The 18,977-nt window shown below is 59.4% G+C and carries 10 protein-coding genes; 1 reads left to right on the plus strand and 9 read right to left on the minus strand.

Annotated elements, in window-relative coordinates; genetic code table 11:
* Positions 1 to 61 precede the first annotated feature (61 nt).
* Entirely contained in the window at positions 62 to 1,282 is a 1,221-nt protein-coding gene (locus GTP46_RS19415) for an NADH:flavin oxidoreductase/NADH oxidase family protein (protein ID WP_161008270.1), read from the plus strand.
* Here GTP46_RS19415 and GTP46_RS19420 read toward each other — a convergent pair.
* From GTP46_RS19420 to GTP46_RS19460, 9 genes are all read right to left on the minus strand, one after another.
* Positions 1,248 to 4,037 carry a glycoside hydrolase family 2 TIM barrel-domain containing protein gene (locus tag GTP46_RS19420; RefSeq protein ID WP_161008271.1) on the minus strand — a complete coding sequence of 930 codons (2,790 nt, stop codon included), beginning with the start codon at positions 4,035 to 4,037 and terminating at the stop codon, positions 1,248 to 1,250. The two genes, GTP46_RS19415 and GTP46_RS19420, sit on opposite strands and share 35 nt — an antisense overlap.
* Positions 4,037 to 6,343: a glycoside hydrolase family 95 protein gene (locus GTP46_RS19425; RefSeq protein WP_161008272.1), complete on the minus strand. Its 2,307-nt coding sequence runs from the start codon at positions 6,341 to 6,343 to the stop codon at positions 4,037 to 4,039. Before GTP46_RS19425 ends, GTP46_RS19420 begins: the two co-directional genes overlap by 1 nt.
* The gene (locus GTP46_RS19430) at positions 6,340 to 7,881 is read right to left on the minus strand and encodes a GH39 family glycosyl hydrolase (RefSeq protein WP_161008273.1); all 1,542 of its coding nucleotides are present in this window, start codon (positions 7,879 to 7,881) and stop codon (positions 6,340 to 6,342) included. The genes GTP46_RS19425 and GTP46_RS19430 overlap by 4 nt, the downstream gene beginning before the upstream one ends.
* Complete coding sequence (locus GTP46_RS19435; RefSeq protein WP_161008274.1) at positions 7,878 to 10,745, minus strand: glycoside hydrolase family 31 protein; 2,868 nt, start codon at positions 10,743 to 10,745, stop codon at positions 7,878 to 7,880. Before GTP46_RS19435 ends, GTP46_RS19430 begins: the two co-directional genes overlap by 4 nt.
* Positions 10,746 to 10,766: 21 nt before the next feature.
* Positions 10,767 to 12,413, minus strand: a complete 1,647-nt coding sequence (locus GTP46_RS19440; protein ID WP_161008275.1) for a DUF5597 domain-containing protein — start codon at positions 12,411 to 12,413, stop codon at positions 10,767 to 10,769.
* Between the two features lie 18 nt (positions 12,414 to 12,431).
* Positions 12,432 to 15,440: a TonB-dependent receptor gene (locus GTP46_RS19445; RefSeq protein ID WP_161008276.1), complete on the minus strand. Its 3,009-nt coding sequence runs from the start codon at positions 15,438 to 15,440 to the stop codon at positions 12,432 to 12,434.
* A 350-nt stretch (positions 15,441 to 15,790) separates the two neighbouring features.
* Positions 15,791 to 16,759 carry a D-xylose ABC transporter substrate-binding protein gene (gene xylF, locus GTP46_RS19450; protein ID WP_371869701.1) on the minus strand — a complete coding sequence of 323 codons (969 nt, stop codon included), beginning with the start codon at positions 16,757 to 16,759 and terminating at the stop codon, positions 15,791 to 15,793.
* 78 nt (positions 16,760 to 16,837) lie between these two features.
* Entirely contained in the window at positions 16,838 to 17,617 is a 780-nt protein-coding gene (gene xylB, locus GTP46_RS19455) for a D-xylose 1-dehydrogenase (RefSeq protein ID WP_161008278.1), read from the minus strand.
* An 84-nt stretch (positions 17,618 to 17,701) separates the two neighbouring features.
* The gene (locus GTP46_RS19460) at positions 17,702 to 18,916 is read right to left on the minus strand and encodes a XylR family transcriptional regulator (RefSeq protein WP_161008279.1); all 1,215 of its coding nucleotides are present in this window, start codon (positions 18,914 to 18,916) and stop codon (positions 17,702 to 17,704) included.
* Positions 18,917 to 18,977: the final 61 nt, after the last annotated feature.

Genomic DNA, 18,977 nt, shown 5'->3' on the forward strand with positions numbered 1-18,977 from the left:
GACCTTAAAGTGAGCTTTAATCCTAGCATAGCTCATCTCCTTCACCAATTTGGAAATCACTATGCTCTTCGCACCACTCACGCTGCCCAACGGTAGCACCCTGCCCAACCGGCTCGCCAAGGCCGCCATGGAAGAAAGCCTGGCCGAACCTGGCCAACTGCCCGGCGTCGCCATCCAGCGTCTGTACCAGCGCTGGTCCGAAGGCGGCACCGGCTTGCTCATCACCGGCAACGTGATGGTCGACAGCCGCGCGCTGACTGGCCCCGGCACCATCGCGCTGGAAGCCAATACGCCACTGGCGCCGTTCAAAGCGTGGGCAAAAGCCGCGCGTTCGAACGGTGGGCAGGTCTGGATGCAGATTAATCATCCGGGCCGCCAGGTCATGGCAAATATGGGCGGACTGGCGTGGGCGCCGTCCGCCGTGGCGCTGGACCTTGGCAAGCACAGTAAGTTGTTCGCGCAGCCTGTGGCCATGAGCGCAGAAAATATCGCAGAGGTCATTCAGCGTTTTGCCGACACTGCATATGCGGCCGAACAAGCAGGTTTCAACGGTGTGCAGATACACGCGGCGCACGGCTACCTGCTGTCGCAATTCCTGTCGCCGCTGACCAATCGGCGCGACGATGAATGGGGTGGCAGCCTGCAGAACCGAGCCCGCTTGCTACTGGAAGTGGTGCGCGCGGTGCGGGCGCGCGTGTCCGCTGGCTTCAGCGTCGCCGTCAAACTCAATTCGGCCGACTTCCAGCGCGGTGGTTTCTCCGAGGACGATGCGCGGCAAGTGGTGCTGCTATTGAACGAGCTGCCGGTGGATTTGATCGAACTGTCCGGCGGCAGCTACGAAAGCCCCGCCATGCAAGGCCGCACGGCAGATGGCCGCACACTGGCGCGCGAAGCCTACTTCCTCGAATTTGCCCAGGCGCTGGCCGCCGTCGCGCGCATGCCGGTGATGACTACCGGCGGTATCACGCGTCCGGCGATTGCGGAACAGGTGCTGGCGAGCGGCATTGCGCTGGTGGGGATCGCAACCGCGCTATCGGTCGCGCCGGACCTGCCGAAACACTGGCGCGCCGGTAACGCCCTGAACGCGGCGCCTGCTCCGGTGAACTGGAAAGACAAGACGCTCGGCAGCATCGCCACGATGGCGCTGGTGCGCCGCCGTATGCGCGCGCTCGGCGCGGGCGGTAATAGCGGCGGCAGCCTCAGTCCACTGTGGACGCTGATTACCGACCAGTTCCGCGCCAGCCAGCTCACCCGCCGTTATCGGAAGTGGCTTCTCCAATAACGATGTCGATGGTGTTCTCCAGCCAGATGCCCAAATTAGGCGTGCGCGCCTGCTGGGCTGATGGTCCCAGCTCTCCCGGCGGATTGAACTTGGTCCCGATCGGGAGTATCGCGTTGAGGAAGGAGATGTCACCGGGCGGGAAGTCGATGTGCGTTCCTTTCGGTTCGAAGCCTTCACCGCTTGCTTCCTTCGGCGTGAACACGCGCAGTGCGATATCGTCGGCGTGGTTGATGAAGGTGATTGGCAGGTTTCTGGTCGCGAGCTTGGCCCAATACACTTTGTCGTGGAAGCCTTTGAATTCAGGGTAGTTCCACGACAGGCCGGTGACGGCGTCGTTATAGTCCTTTTGCCAGACGTCGAACTCCACGCCCTGCGTGCGGTTCTTCCATACGCGGTAAGGGCCACGGCCCAACCAGCGCATGGACTTCACTTCGCTTTCAGGATAATCGAAGGTCACGCCCAACGCGTCGACATAACGGCTGCCTTCCATGTTGTAGCCGTAGTTGACACTCAAGCGCCCAGCCGCCGTCAAGCGCCAGTTCACTTTGCGCAGGTTGCCGGTGTATTCGGCGGAAACCAGCACGTCGTTACCATCACGCGTGGCTTGTATGCGTTTAAGTTCCGCTTTGCCTGCAACGAGGCGCGGGCCGTTGGTCAGTGGTGCGACCACGTCGCCTTGTTTCAGTTCGCGCAGGTAGCCAGTCGCCTTGTCGATGACGACACTCACTGCGCCTGCTTGCAAGCGATAGCCGTCGGCCAGCTCGGCCTGCTCGGCCGGCGTTGCGGCCACGCCGCGCGCCGTCATTTGCTCGGCGATTTGCTGCGGGCTGGCGATCATCCAGGACCACGTGTACACCTCCCTGCCATTGCGGTCGGTGGCGGTGAAGTACAAAGCATCTTGCTTGCTCCAGTCGCGTGGCAAAGCGATGCTGGTCACGCCACGCATACCTGCAGCAACGTCCGGCGCCTTCGCGCTGCCTTGCGCCGTCACAGTGTGCCCTGCCTCGCGGCCAAAGCGCACCAGCTGCCAGCTGAACTTGAGCTGATTGAGATTGGTGAAGTCATAGCGATTCTCCAGCGTGACCGCACCGTCAAACGTCGGCGGCAACGAAGCCATTTCCGACAGCGGCAAATACACCGGTGACCAGATCTTTTTGATCGCGAAGAAGCTGCCCTCTTTTTCGCGATACGGACCAACAATACCGTCTGGCGCCTGATTACCCGCGACATCAACGACGCCATTATGGTCGTCACGCACAATACCCTCATCGATAAATGACCAGATAAAACCACCGGCGCTGAGCGGATTGCCCAGCATCGCGTTCCACCAGTCGTTCAAGCTAGCGCCGGCGCCGCCGTCGTACAGGCCATGCAGGAACTCAGTCGGCATAAACACATCGCGGCCATTGAACAGCGAAGTCGCGCAGCAGTTGTATGTCGGGTAGTGCGCGGTGTCGATGCCGCCGAAGTTTTCCCATGGATGGATCACCGGCCGCTTTTGCACATCCCAATCGCCGAACAAGCGATCAAGATCACGATTGAAGCCGCCCTCATTACCATTGGCCCAGAACAGAATCGACGGATGATGCTGGTCGCGCTGTACCAGCTCCTTCACCAGCGGCGTGGCAACGTCCGTATCGTAAGCCTTCTGCCAGCCGGTTAACTCGTCAATCACGTACAGGCCTACTTCATCGGCCACGTCGAGGAAATGCGAATCCGGCGGATAGTGCGACATGCGTACCGCGTTCATATTCATTTCCTTCATCAGCTTCGCGTCCTGATAACTTATGGCTTTGCTGGTGGTACGGCCAGTGGTTGGCCAGATCGAATGACGATTCGAACCTTTCAAGCGCACCTTGTGGCCATTGACGTAGACGCCATCGCGCGGACGCAGCTCAATGGTGCGGAAGCCGATAGTCTTGCTGACCTCATGCACCGTCTTGCCGCCGCTAAGCAACTCGAAGCGCACCTGATAGCGCTGCGGATTCTCCGCCGACCAGGGCACGATGCGTTCAACACGTCCATGCAAGTGCACCTTGCCGTCGACAACCTCCGCGCTCATCTCCTTGCCGATCGGCGTACCAGCCAACGTGGTGACCCGCGCGTTAACCTTGCCGTTGCTCGCACCGGACAGGAACACGTCGGCATCAAAATCACCCGTGTGGCGTGCATCAAGGCTGATGCGTTCAATGTTGGCAAGCGGTTTCGCCTCCAGCCACACCGGCCGGTAGATGCCACTGAATAGCCAAAAATCGGCAGTACGCTCGGCGCGGTTGACCGAGGCATTGGCCGAGTAGCGGTTCACCGTCACTTCCAGCTGGTTGCTTTCGCCAGATTTGAGTAAGCGCGTTACGTCATAACGGAACTCGTAAAAGCCGCCTTGATGCACCGGGCCAGCGGCCTGCCCATTAATCTTGACCAGCGTGTCCGTCATCGCCGCGCCGAACACGATCTCAATCTGCTTGCCGCGCCACGTGGCGGGTACGTTAAACTGGTGGCGGTAGATGCCGGTGTTGTCAGGTGCAGGATCCTTCTGCCAGTCGCTGTAGTAGCGATAAGAACCGAAGCCCTCCATCTCCCAGTTGGACGGCACAGGAATTTTTTTCCACTCGCCGCTATTGCGGCCGCCGTTGACATGGAAGTCCCACTCAACGCGATGGTCCTTGTCGGTTCCGCTCAGGTATTGAACCTGCGTCGGCTCCGCAACGCACTGGCTACCCAGCACCAGTAGAAAAGCACCAAGCAACAAACGCATTACAAGCTCCTTCCGAATTGTTTGCTCTCGCCGGTTTTCAGGTTGAGCGGCACCACCTTGTCGCCGTAGCGCACCACGCCTGCGCCCTCGCCGGCGGTACGACGAATGGTGGCGGCAGTCAGCTTGCCGTCTGTCCAGCTCAGGTCCACTTCATAGCCGCCGCGTGCGCGCAGGCCTTTGATCGAACCATTGGCCCAAGCCGACGGCAACGCTGGTAGCAAATGGATTTCGCCGGTCTGCGATTGCAGCAGCATTTCACACATCGCTGCCGTGGCGCCGAAATTACCGTCGATCTGGAATGGCGGATGAGCGTCGAACATGTTGGGATATGTGCCGCCGGCGTTGTTACTCTCCGTGCCCTGGCTGGCTTGCTGCGCAGCGCGCGCGCCCGGTTTGGCGAGTTGGCCGCGCAGCATTTTGTAGGCATGGTCGCCGTCCAACAGGCGCGCCCAGTAAGCGGTCTTCCATGCCATCGACCAGCCGGTGCCTGCATCGCCGCGTGCTTCCAGCGATTTACGCGCCGCTGCAGCCAGTGTCGGCGTTTTGGTCGGCGAGATCTGGCGGCCGGGGAAGACGCCGAACAGGTGCGACACGTGACGGTGCGTATCGCCCGGCGTATCAAGCACTTTGTCCTTTTTCTCGTCCATCCATTCCAGCAGTTGCCCCCAGCTGCCAATGCCCGGCGTGGCCAGCTTGTCGCGCATGGCGGCGATGCGATCGCGGTATTGCGTATCGCTCAAGGCGTCGGCAGCTTCCACGGTGTTGTTGAACAGGTCCCAGATGATTTCCTGGTCATAGCTGACGCCATCTTCTATCGGACCGTGTTCTGGCGACCAGCCAAGTGGCGCGACCAGGCGGCCGTCCGGCAGCTCTTTCAGGTAGTCTTCCCAGAAGGCGACGGCTTCCTGCATCATCGGGTAAGCAACGGTACGCAGGAAGACTTTATCCTGCGTGTAGACGTAGTGCTCCCAGAAGTGCTGCATGTACCAGGCATTGCCAGTCTTGTTCCACACGTAGCCCATTGCACCGAATGGATTCGATTCAGTGCGCACGGTCCAGCCACGTACTGGCTTGCCGGCCTTGCTGACGAAGGTTTCTTCGCGCTGCACTGCTTCACCGCTCAGGTCCGGCTGCGACATTTGCACCGACTCCGGATGCGCAATGGCTTGCGCTGCGGTGTCGGCCACCAGCTTACGGTACACCGGCGCCACACCTTGCACGAAGTTGAAAAACGGCTTGGCGTGTTCGGACAGGTTGGCCGGTTCGGCAGGCCAGTAATTCATCTGGATGTTGATGTTGGTGTGGTAGTCCGAATTCCACGGCGGCGTGAGGCTGTTGTTCCACAAGCCTTGCAGGTTGGCTGGCAGCGAGCCGCGCGAACTGGAGATCAGCAGGTAACGGCCGAATTGGAAGAATTGCGCTTCCAGTTCTGGATCCTTGCCGTCGGCGGTGTACGCCGCGATGCGTTGATCGGTCGGCAGTGCACGGCGTACGGCAGACGCATCTCCAAAGTCCACCGCCACGCGCTTAAACTGTGCGGCGTAATCACGTTCATGTGCCCCCAACAGCGACGGCCAGCGTGCTGCGGCGGCGACTTGCGCCGCCACACGCTGCAGCGGTGCTTCGCCGTTGAAGCGGCGGGAGGAATCGTTGACGTAACTGGTGCCCGCGCCGAGGATCAGCGTGATGGCGTCCGCGCCGGTGAAGGTAATCTTGCCGCCCTCCACCGCCAGCTTGCCGCCCTCATTCAGCACCTGCACCTGGCTCGCGTACTGCATCGCATTCGGCAGCGCGCCGGTTGCAACGATGTGCCCATCTTGCGCGCGGATCTGCGCACCATGCATGTCCGTCAGCTCGATGGAGCCAGTGTACTGTCCTCGCTTGCTCGCCGTCAGCCGTACTGCAATCACCTGCGCCGGATAACTCGCCAGCGCCTCGCGCTTGAACTGAACACCGTTGTGCGTATAGCTTACCGTGTGCAGGCTGCGCGCCAGATCCAGCTTGCGCGCATATGCCGTCGTTCCCTGCTCGTGTCCCGGCAGGTTGATGTACACATCGCCAAACGGCTGGTAGGCCCCCATCGCCTTATCATCGCCAGTCCATAGCGTGATGTCATTGAACTGCAAGCGCTCGCGCGCCAGTTGGCCGAAGATCATCGCGCCGATGCGGCCATTGCCGATCGGGAGCGCTTCCTTCTCCCAGCCCGCCGCCGTATCCGGCGCAGGTTGCGTGTAGCGCAAAGTCAGGTCCGGCGCTGCGGAGGCATTGGCAGCGACCAGCGCCGCAGCAAACAACAATCGCTTCATTGCGGATTAATCCTGATTAGCACAATGTCGTTGACGCGCATCTTCACTTTCACCGATGCCGCGCCCGATGCCGGCACGCGCACTGTGCTGGTTTGCGGCCTATCCGTCGTCAAGGCCTGCAAGCGCTCTACCTGTTTCGGCGTAAGCGTCTTCGGCGATCCCATTTTCAGGTAAGCCGTATGCGCATCATTCGCTTCAAAGCCGGTGCGGTAAACGCTAACCGCATACGCGCCCGGCTTGAAGCCTTTCAGGTCCACGCTCACTGGCGCACCATCACGTGTCGGCTGCACAGTGGTGTAGAAACCACGATTGCTACGTCCTTGCTTCGGCGTCTGGAAGTCCCACGCCAGCACCTGTACGCCACGTTCATCCTTGGCCGCGTAGCTTTGCGCATCGGCCGTCTTGATGGCAGCGTCGCCCAACTGGTTCAGGTACTTGTAGGCAAACCACGACGGCTTGCGTATGCCTTGAGGATTCATCAGGCCAAAGCCACCTTCGAACGGCGCGGTCGGTGGACCCGGCTCTTCAAACAGATCGCTGTAAGTCCAGTAGCTCATGCCCTGCACGATGCCTTCGGTGGCTTTGAGCTTGCTCAGAATATACGGTGCGCTGATGTAGGAATCGTGCACAGGATCGCGCGGCGTGTAGCTGGTGCTCCACTCGGTAAAGTACAGCGGCATGTCGCCATGACCGGCAGCCTTCATCTCATTGCGCACCTTGCGCACATCGCCCACGATGGCGTCTGGCGATGGCGACAGCTTGGTGTCGTCCTTGCCATTCTCGTCGAGGAAGCCGCCATCCACGCCATAGGTGTGCGTAGTGACGAAATCCGCAATCGAGCCGGAAGCCTTCACATGCGCCAGGAACTCCGGCACCCAAGCTGCACCAGCCGTCGATGGACCGCCTACGCGCAACGCAGGATCGATCGCCTTGATGGTGCGCGAGCTGATGTCGAACAATTCGAAGTACACCTTCTGGTCCGCCTTCTCCCAGAAACCGTCGAGGTTAGGCTCGTTCCACACTTCGAAGAACCACGAGCGCACTTCCTCCTTGCCGTAGCGGTCCTGCGCGTGGCGCACAAACGCGTCCACCAGCGCGGCCCATTTCTTCGGATCTGGATGCGAGGTATTGCCCTTCCAGTAGAAGATGTTCAGGTCCGAACTACGCATGGCCAGCGGCGTAAAGCCCAATTCCACGAACGGCTTCACGCCCATCTTCAACAAACGGTCGTATAGGTAATCGAGCTTGGTCCAGTCGTACACCGGTTTGCCATCCACTTCCTTGTACGTGCCCAGCACGTCGTGGAAGATGGCGTGGAAGCGAATGTAGCGGAAGCCCAATTCGTCCTTCGCGGTCTTCAGCTGAGCGAGACTATCGTCACGTATCAGCGTGCCCGGATAATCCGAGCCGACCGACAGGTCAGCGAAACGGTCGCGCGGCGTGGTGGATGCGGCGGCATCCACCACGATATGGCGCACGTCGGCGGCGCTTGCTGCACCGGCCAACGCCATCAACAACAACGCTGCAGGTGTCTTCATTTCTTCACCGTGATCGATTTGCCTTCATAGTTCACCACTTTATCAGCGGCGTCGAAATTGTCTGTGCTCGATACGCCCGGCTTGATGAAGCGTACGTTGAACTGGCGCTTCGCCACCATACCCTTGTACTGGCCAACGCGGTCGCCGATAGTCAGCACACCGTTCTTGTAGCTAAGCGGTATGCGGCTGGCTTCACCGCGCTGGTAGCCGTTGCTGACGCCATCATCTTCATACAGGCTAAATTTGCCATCCGCGCCGGTGTACACATTCAGCGTGATCGGTGCATCCGGCTTCTCATCCACGTACTGCGTTACCGGACCGAGAGGCAGGATAGCACCAGCTTTCACCAGCACCGGCATACGCGTTTCCGGCGCCTTGATGTTTGCCGTGCTGCCACCCTTGTGCAGTTCACCGGTATAGAAATCGTACCAGTCCGCACCTTTCGGCATGTACACGCTGCGCTCGCGCGCGCCGTACACATACACCGGCGCCACCAGCATGCTGCGGCCGAACAGGTATTGATCCTTGATGTCCTTCACCGCTTCATCGTGCGGGAAGTCCATCACCAGGCCGCGCATGATGGCGCCGGACTCGTAATGGATGTCGGCAGCGGCCGAGTAAATATAAGGCATCAGGCGATAGCGCAGCTGGTCGTACCACACCATCGATTCACGCATGGCCGAACCTTGCGGCGAAATTTCGTGAATCTCGCGCTTCACCACTTCACCATGGGAGCGGAACAGCGGCGAGAACGCGCCAAACTGGAACCAGCGCAGATTCAGCTCACGCCATTCTTTCAAGTCTTCCGGATTACCCTGCTTCGCACCGGTGTTGCGGTTCTCCTGCGCCGAGCCCACGTCGCCGACCTGGAAGCGCGTTTCCTGCGCATAGCCGCCAATATCGTGCGTCCAGTTGGCGATACCTGACATGGAAATGCTCACGCCCGCCGAGATCTGGTCATACAGATTGTTCCAGCGGCTGGCCGTATCACCACTCCACACAGCTGCGCCATTGCGCTGGATACCCGCAAAACCGGAACGCGACAAGATGAACTGGCGCTTCTCCGGCTGGTCCTTCTTCAGGTGCGAGTAGAAGCCTTCCGTATGCACCAGGCTATACGGATTGAAGGTGATCTCGCCGCCGCCATAAATGGTCGGGCCGATCAACTTTTTAAAATCGGCAGGACGCGTATTCGACAGCACATCCGGCTCGGTGTTATCCATCCACCACGCGTCGAAGCCCAGATCCACCAGCTTCGGTTTCATCTGGCGATAGTAAATGTCGCGCGCTTCCGGCGTATATGGATCGTAGTGGCTGTTCTTGTAGCCCGGACCTACCCAATCAAGATCGCCATTCTCGACGTTCTTGGTCCACATATAGCCTTTCGCTGCCAGCTCCTTGTAGTTGTCGGTGTTGGCGTAGAACTTACCCCAGATCGAAATCATGATGCGCGCGTTGGACTTGTGGACTTCATCCACCATCGCCTTGGAATCAGGGAAGCGCGCCTTGTCGAAATCGTGCGAGCCCCAGCCATCTTGCGGCCAGTAGAACCAGTCCTGCACCATGTTATCGACCGGCCAGCCTTGCTTGCGATACTCGCGCAGTACGCCCAGCAACTGCTCCTGCGTTTCGTAGCGCTGGCGCGATTGCCAGAAGCCGTAGGCCCACTTCGGCATCATCGGCGCTTGCCCGGTCAGGTGGTGATAACCAGCGATGACGTTGTCGATGTTCTCGCCGTTGATGACGTAGTAGTTGATACTCTGCGCGACTTCCGACGAGAAGGTCAGCGAATGGCGCTCCGCTTCCGGCAGCGGATCGTTGTGGGTGATCGCCACCATGCCGCCGCTCGGCTTCCATTCCAGATGCAGCTTGACTGGCTTGTTGGCCTCGAACTTCACTTCAAAGTTGTGATACCAAGGATTCCAGCCCTGGCGCCATACATCCATGATCTCCTTGCCCTCAACCGACAGTCTGGCGTAGTCCGACGAATACAGCTGCAGCTTGTGCACGCCCGCTTTCGGCGACGCCATCGATCCTTCCCACACCACCTTCAATCCCGGCGTTTTCGGATCGCCCGCTTCTTTCGGCCAGTTCTCGGCCACGTCCTTCAGGTACTGGTAAGCGATGTCCTTTTCCTGGCGCGTGAACACCAGCTTATCGCCAACGTAATAGCGTGCTGTGAGGCCGCCGGCCTTGCCATCTGCATCCGTCAATTGCAGGTCGCGGCTCAGCCACGCATACGGCTTGGCGTCGCCGAAGCGCGAGATCGAGTTGTTATCCCACAGGACGCCGTAGTTTTTATCCGAGACCACGAACGGCACGGCAATCGCCATATTGTGCTGCATCAGCAGCACGTCTTCGCCGTTGAGATTCATCTGGTGATTCTGGTGCTGGCCCAAGCCGTAGAAGGCATCCTTGGTGCCGTAATTAAAGCCTTGCTTCACCGCGAGGAACGGCTTGCCGTCCACCGACGTTGGCGCCATGCTTTCCGCTTCCTGCGTCAGGAAGGCTTTACCTGCGGCGTTAAAGAACTGCACCTGGCCAGTGGCCAGCGACACCGCCACCGAAATCTTTTTCGCCTTAAGCGTGACTTTATCCTTGCCCGAAGCGCTGACATTGAAGTTACCGCTAACAGGAGCGGCCACGGTCATCAGCGATGGATTCAGTGCCTTGCCGGCTTGATCGAGCTTCACCACGTGAATGATGTTATCGGCCATGACCTCAAGCCGCACTTCTTTTGCAGCGCCGCTGTCAGGCTTGACCACAACACCGGTGGCGGTCTTTTCAAAAGTACCGGCCAGCGCGTGACCGGCCATCATCACGGCCACACCGGCGGCCGCAGGGACGAGAGTTTTGATACGCATGATGTCTCCGTTTTTTTAGTTTTAGTATGTGCCGAGCTTCACCTTCAACACTACCGGGTTGCCGGTCAGGTTGAGGCCATAGTCGGTTTGATCGCCGTTCCAGTTGCGTTCCATGATCCATTTTCCGGCAGCGTCGTAGTGTCCTTCTTCCACGCGCGCCCACATCGACGGCTTGCCTTCCGCATGATCGATCTTCACGCGCGCGCGCTGGCCAATGATGATGAATTCATTGTCGCTGATCTGCGCGATGGCCGCGCCGCCGTTTGGCGATTCAGTACCTGCAGGCAGATCCTTGATGTGCTTGAAGTATTCGCGCTCGCCGAACTGCCACTCGCGGAACGAGATGGTGGCCTTCCAGCCTTTCATGTCCAAGGTTTGCGGCTGACGGTCGTCGCCCTCGGCCACGCCGTAGGTGCGGCCTTCAAACGACCACTTGGCCCACTGGCGTTCCATCGGGCGGAAGGCAGCGTAGATTTTTCCGAACGGCTCCACCATCGTTTTATCGGTGGCCTTATGGCCGAGCGGATAATTGCTGTAGTCCGCATAGTCGATACCAAACGGCGAGAAACCGATGGCGCCACGGCCCAGCACCAGCCAGGTGTAGCGCACGTACTCCGGCGCGTTGCTCATCTCCGGCACCATCAGCGGATTATCCTTGCGCTGGAAGTGATTGAGCGAGGCGGTGAATTTTTTCCAGTCCGGACCATAGATATCCGGGCCGGCGAAATCGATATGCGGCGCGGCGGCGCGATAGATATCGATCACGTCGTAGGTCGGGCCGCCGCTGGCAAAGTTCTCGTGCCATGGCTTGATTGGATCTTCGGTCGAATCGCGCTGCGAATTATTCACGTACATCGGCAGGTTGTAGACCGCGCGGCCAGCCTTGGCGATTTCCTCGATGTAGCTGGCGATGGAGTAAGCGTGGAAGTACTCATCGGCGTAGTCACCGTAGACCTGCTTCCATGTGCCACTGGCAGCCAGTGGTACCGGGGATTTTTTATGCGCCAGAACGACGGCAGGCACCGGCTGGTTAAACTGTGCTTCCGCCTTCGGCGCGTAGTCGCGCGCAAAGCCGTAGGTGCCGACTTCGTTCTCGACCTGCATCATGATGACGGTGCGCTGCGCCTCGTCGATTTTCTTGATGTGGTCCATCAGTGCCACGAAGGCCTTCTTGTCGGCCTTCAGCGTCTCTTCGCCTTGCGGCGACAGGCAGTAAGTGATCTTGCCGTCCTTGGACACCATGCGCGGGAAGCGCGCATTATTGAACTTGACCCACTCCGGCGCGTAATTGGCGCCAGTGTTCTTCCAGGTGCCGAACCACAGCAGCACCAGCTTCACTTTATTCTTGCGTGCTTCAGCTACCAGCGTGTCGACGTAGCTGAAATCGAATTTTCCTTCTACCTGCTCGATCTGTTCCCATGCCACCGGGATTTCGAGTGTGTTGGCATTCATGTCCTTGATCGCCGCGAAGACCTTGTTCAAGGCCAGCGGATAGTTACTGGAATTCTGCGCCTGACCACCGAGGATGACGAAGGGCGCGCCGTCCACCATCAAGGCGAAACGGCCGTCCTTCTTCACGATCTGCGGTATTTCCGAGGCGGCCGCCGCGCCAGCTGCGGCCATCATAAAACTGAGGGTGGTAACAAGCTGGCGGGCGGATTGCTTCATCTAGATAAAACCTTTCAATTAAAAGTCATAGCTCAGTTTTGCGACCACGCGGCGACCAGTCTTGAACCACGCGCGACCCATCATACCGACATTTTGCTGCATCAGCTGCTTGTAGGTCGAATCGGTCAAGTTCTGTGCTTCCAGGCCCAATTGCAGCTTGTCGGTGAACTTGTAGAACATCGATGCATCCAGCTGACCATAAGCATCCGACCAGGTAGGCAGCGCCCATGCGACATTGTGCTGGCCGTAGGTCGGGCTGGCAGGATTGGAATCCAGGCCGTCGGTGCCTTGGGTGCCGTTGACGTTCACTGCTTGCAGCGATTTCGAACGCCAGTTGTAAGCCAGACGTGCCGAGATCGGGCCTTTGTCGTACAACAGCGCCAGGTTATACGATTGGCGCGACAGGTTTTCCAGCGGCAGATTGCCGAAGGTCGTACCGTCGGTGTCGCAACCATTCAAATTCAGGTTGACGTTGTCCGCCGTATTCCCGCCCGAGCAGTATTTCTGGTACACCGACTTGTACAAATCGCGCTTGCTGTCCACGAAAGTGAAGTTGGCTTGCACGCCCAGGCCGGACCACGCGCCTGGCAGCTTGTCGAAGTACTGCTGGTATGCCAGTTCCACACCGCGCGCATGGCCCTTGGCGCCGTTGACTGGACCGGTAACGGTGAAGTCATGCAGTTTGCCAGCGGTATCCGGCAGTTGCTGGATGTAGCTCTGATTGATGATGATATCTTTCAGGCGCTTGTTGAACACTGCCATGGTGAGCGAACCAGTCGGCGCGAAGTACCACTCTGCCGTCAAGTCGATCTGCTTGGAGGTGGTAGGACGCAGCAGCGGATTGCCCGAACCTTTACCCGTCAGGCTTACGCTGTTGACGGTGGTGACACCGGTCGCAGTATTGGTCGAGCTGCTGGCCGATTCCGACAACTCGGTGTAGCCCTGCAGCTGCGTGAAGTCAGGACGCGACAGTGCCGAGGCAATCGCCAGGCGGAACTGCAGCGTATCGCTGGCCTTCATGCGCAGGTTCAGACTAGGCAGCACATTGTGGTAGTCGTTCTGGTAGTTTTGAACCTGCGCGAACGGCGCAATATTCGGCACCGGTACGCCAACCTGGACACCACCGGTAGGTGCGGTCGAGGTGAACACGGTGTAGCCGCGTGCAGACGAATCGGTTTTCACATAGCGCACGCCGACGTTACCATCGATCGGATATTTCAGGTCATCCCAACCGAAGCGCAGCTGGCTGTACATCGCTTTGGTTTTTTCCGACTGGTCGTTGGTACCAGCATAGTTGGTCGGACCGAAAGTCGCCTGCTGCCATGGGGCGCACGAGTTGGTTGGGCTGACCTCGCGGCACAGGATGTCGTGATAGGTGTGCAGCTGTGCGTAGCTGCCTGGGAAGCCTTGCGCCAGCGAGACGTTCGGGAACACCACGGCAGGCACCGACACGCCACCGTTGAAGAAGTTATTGAACGAGTGCAGATTGGTGTTGCCGCTGAAGCGCGGATCACCCAGATACGCCAGGCCGCTGATGTTCCAGCCGATCTGCCAAGGCTGGGTGATGGCCGACCAGTTGTAGCTTGGGTTGGAGTTCTGCGTTACCGCATCGCGGTCGGTCAGACGCACGCCAAAGCGGATATCGCGCAGCACTGGGTTATCGAAGTCGTATTTGACGTCGGTCTTCCATGCGGTTTCATTCGCCTTGCTCTGGTCCAGGTGTTCCATCGTGAACGCCCAGTAGTAATTCTTTGGATCGGCAAGGTAAGCGCGGCCGGCATCGGTGAACAGGATCTTCGGCACTTTGCCGGTCAGGTCCAGTGTTTCGCTTGGCATGGTCACACCGGTGGCGACGGTGGAATCGACGCTGTGGGTAGTGGCCTTGATGTGCTGGAGGTCCGTGGTGACGGTCCAGTTGTCATGACGCCAGCGCAGGTTCCACGACAAATCGGTGGTATCGGACTTGCGATTCGAGGTACGGGTATCGTCGCCGAAGTTGATGCCGCCGTCGGTCGGATCGGTCAGGGTACCGGTCAGCAGCGCGCCCTTGGAGTTGAAGGTGGCGTCCGGCGAAACCTTGATGTTGTATGGGCTGGACTGGGCGAAGATCGCCTGCTCGTCCCACTGCATCTGGTACTTGGATTTGAAGTAGGTCACGCTGCTGGACCAGTCATCTTTCTTCCATTGGAAGGCGCCGTAAGCACCTTCGCGCTTGCGGTTGAATTCCAGCGTGCGCCATTGCGCGCCCTTCGGCACGAACACGGTGTTGCCCTTGGCGTCTTTCAGTGGGTAGTAAGGCTCGACCTGGAACGCGTCGGTGCGGGTACCGCTTTCCGAATAAGCCAGGTCCAGCAAGGCGCCCACTTCACCGATCGGGGTTTTCCAGCGGTTCGATACCAGGCCCGATGCCGATGGCGAGGTCTTGCCCTTCTTCAGTTCCGACCAGGTACGGTCAGCCGAAACCGAGGCCTTGAAGCCTTTGTAATCGAACGGCATGGCAGTTTTCAGGTTGACCAAGCCGCCGACAGCGCCTTCGATCTGCTCTGCCGATGGGTTTTTGTAGATGTCCACGCCGGACACCAGCTCCGGTGGCACATCCTCGAAGTTCAGCGAACGGCCACCGTTGGCGGAGAACGAATCGCGGCCGTTCAGTTCCGAACGTACGTAGCTCAAGCCGCGGATCGACACGCCCGAACCTTCGACCGAGAAGTGCTCCGGGTCGCCCTTGGACATGGTGCGGTCGATGGTCACACCGACCACGCGTTGCAGCACCTCGGTCACCGAGCGGTCCGGCAGTTTGCCCATGTCTTCGGCGACGATGGAGTCGACGATTTCATCGGAGTTCTGTTTGATTTTCTGCGCCGACTGCAGCGCTGCGCGCTGGCCGGTTACAATCACCGCGACCGGTTCGGCAGCTGCGGTTTCAGGTTTAGGTGCATCAGTCGTCTGGGCCACGGCTGCGCCGCTCAGCATCATCGTCATCTGGGCCAGGCCCATTGCGATAGCCGTTTTTTTGAGGTGTTTCATCTGCGCTCTCCAAAGTTATACGAACTACATGGCTCATTGGCCATTTGTTATTGATATGGACGTCGTCTGTGGGGGATTCAAAATGCGAGGTGTGAGCTACCCCGACGGCGCTGAAAAGCGCAGTAATGTGGTCTTCATTGATGTCGTCTCGCTCGCTGTTTATTTTTATCGCTGCTGCCAGCTGGCCGGGTGCCAGTGCGCGCGATTTTGAATCATTGTGCTTTTTACTAAACGAGCTCGCAATTGCGAAATTCACCAAGCGCGCGAATGATAATAAGCAATCGTCGCGCGCAGCCTACAAATGCAAAGGGCCCGCTGCTGCGGGCCCTGTCAACGGAAATTACGAAACTTTACTTGATGCCGAGTTGTGCTTGCGTGTAGAAGCCGTCCTTCACCACCAGGTCCACATTCGACTTGGTCAGCGCGATCGGTTTCAGGAACACCGAATCCACTTCCTTGAAGCCGTTGTTGTACTTGGCGTTGTAGCCCGGCTTCTCGTTACGCACCAGCTGCACCGACAGCTTAGCCGCTTCCGATGCGATCAGCTTCAGTGGTTTGTAGACGGTCAGCGTCTGTGTGCCGGCGATCACGCGCTTCACTGCGGCGAGGTCGGAGTCCTGTCCCGACACAGCCACTTTGCCATCCAGCTTTTGCGCAGCAAGCGCCTGGATTGCGCCGCCAGCGGTAGCGTCGTTCGATGCAACCACGGCGTCGATCTTGTTGCCGTTAGCGGTCAGCGCATTTTCAACGATGGACATCGCTTCGGACGGACTCCAGTCCTTGACCCACTGCTTGCCCACTACTTTGACGTCGCCCTTGTCGATCAAAGGTTGCAGCACTTTCAGCTGGCCTTCACGCAGCATCTTGGCGTTGCTGTCGGTCGGTGCGCCGCCCAGCAAGTAGAAGTTGCCCTTCGGTTTGGCCGCCAGTACGCCTTGCGCCTGCAGCTGGCCGACCATATTGTTATCGAACGAGATGTAGGCGTCGATGTCGGCGTTCATGATCAAACGGTCATACGAGACTACCTTGATCTTGGCTTTCTTCGCTTCGCGCACGGCGTTGGTCAGCACGGTGGCGTTGTAGGGAACGATGACCAGCACGTCGACACCGCGCGAGATCAGGTTCTCAATCTGCGCGATCTGGCGCTGCTCGCTGGCGTCCGCCGATTGCACGAACACCTTGGCGCCCTGCTGCTCGGCGGCGGCGACGAAGTAGTCGCGGTCGCGCGCCCAGCGTTCCAGACGCAGGTCGTCGATGGAAAAGCCGATCTTGGGATTCTTCGCGTCCGCCATCGCGTTACCGCCGGCGCACGCCATCATGACGGCGATAGCCGCCGTGCTCAGGATTTTCTTCATTGTTTCAGTCTCCAGTTTTAGTTCTGCGTTCCGTATGGTACATCAGGCGCCGTACCATCCCGCATCCACATAGTACTCGCGGCCGGAGCAGCGTGCCGCACTATCGGAAGCGAGGAACAGCGCCAGCGCCGCCACATCGCCGATCTCCACGCGCTGCGGCAGGCATTGGCCCGCCAGGATGCGCGCTTCCTCTTCCGGCGTATGCCACAGCGCTTCCTGGCGTGGCGTGCGCACACCACCCGGAATGATGGCGTTGACGCGGATGTTATCGCCGCCAAGATCACGCGCCATACCGCGCGTCATACCTTCGATGGCGGCTTTGGCGGCCATGTATAGCGTAAGATCAGGCAGCGCAAGGTGCCAGGAGATGGAGCTGAAATTCAGGATCACGCCGCCGCCCTTGGCCTGCATGCCCGCCACCACGGCCTGCGAGCAGAAATAGATGTGCCGCAGGTTCACCGCCATGCGGTTTTCCCAGTACGCCGGTGTGACTTCCTTGATGGTGTGGCGGTCGTCGTTGGCCGCGTTGTTAATCAGGATGTCGACCGTGCCGATCTCCTTGAACACGCGCGCGACTTTATCGAGATCGGTGAGATCGCAGTGCAGGTACGAAGGCGGAACCGGCAGCGACGACAAGCGCTCCTGCAGCGCGCGCGAATCCTTTTCTGCGATATCGAGGAAAGTAACCTTTGCGCCTTGCTGCGCAAAGGCTTCGACGATGCCGGCGCCGATGCCGCTACCGCCGCCGGTAATGACCACGCGCTTGCCCGCGAGGCTGGGATAGATCGCCTGCTCGCGCGGCGTATTCACATTATTATTCAAGGTCTCATCTCCAAAGTAGCTGAAGAATTTTGACCCGCTTAAACATTAGCCGCAATTATGAAAATCACCAATTGCGGTCATGATTTACGCTGCCAGTTCGGGCGGCGGCAATGCCGATCCATCATCGACAATGCCCATCATGGCGCGGTCCTGGTAGGTGCGCGGCGTGCATCCGAGTTCGCGCTTGAACACTGCATGCATGTACTGCACCGAGGTGAAGCCGCAGCACAGCGCCACCTCGGCGATGCTGCGCTCCCCGCGCGCCAGCATCGACGTCGCCGCATCGAGCTTGAAGCGCAGGATCACATCATGCACGCTGCAATTGAGCTCCTGCCGGAAGTAGGACTCCAGCGACGAACGCGAGATACCCACATACTCCGCCACCTGGTGCGTCTTGATGCCCTGGCAGGCGTACTGGCGAATGAAGTGGCGCGCACGCATCACGTTCGGATGCTTGGGCGCTTCATGCTGGGTCGAGGCCAGCACGTTGATGCCGACCGGCGGCACCAGCACGCGCGTGCCGCTCATGCGCACGCCGTGCAGCATCTGATCCAGCAGGTGGGCGGCGGTGCGGCCCATCTCCTGCGCGCCTTGAATCACGGAGCTCAATGGAATGCGGGTCAGCATGCGCGCCAGCGGATCGTTGTCGATGCCGATTAGCGCCACCTGCTCCGGCACTGCAATGCCGGCCATGATACAAGCCTGCATCAGCTGGCGCGCACGCGCATCGGTGACGGCGATGATGCCGACTGGCTTGGGAAGGCTATGCAGCCACTGGATCTGCTGCTCCACCGCCTCGTCCCACGACGGCGCGCTGGTGCCCAGGCCGCGATAGATATGCGGCTCCATTTTGTCCTGCTTCATGAGCGAGCAGAAAGCGTGCTCGCGCTCCTGCGCCCAGCGGTTTTCCTGCGCTTCCGGCAGCGAGAACATGGCGAAGTGGCGCAGGCCGGCCTCGATCAAATGATCGCGCGCCATTTTAATCAGCTTGAAGTTGTCGGTGGCGACATAAGGTACGTCCTCAGGATAGGCCCTCTGATTTTCGTACGAGCCCCCCACCGCCACCACCGGGATGCGGGTGCGAGTCAGGGCCTCGGCCACGGCGGGATCGTCAAAGTCGGCGATGATGCCGTCGCCCTGCCAGCGCTCGATGCCGGGCAGGCGCAGGCGGAAGTCTTCTTCCAAAAATAGATCCCACGCCGCGCGCGTGGAACTCAGGTACGCGGCCACGCCTGCGATGACCTCGCGATCAAATATCTTATTTGCATTAAACAGCAGCGCAATCCGGTGTGACTTCATCTGCATTTCGACTACCCCGATCCGAGACGTATGTGCCCTTTTAAAGGTTACATCCCACCCG

The organism is Duganella flavida (assembly GCF_009857445.1).
GTDB classification, from domain to species: Bacteria; Pseudomonadota; Gammaproteobacteria; order Burkholderiales; family Burkholderiaceae_D; genus Rugamonas; species Rugamonas flavida.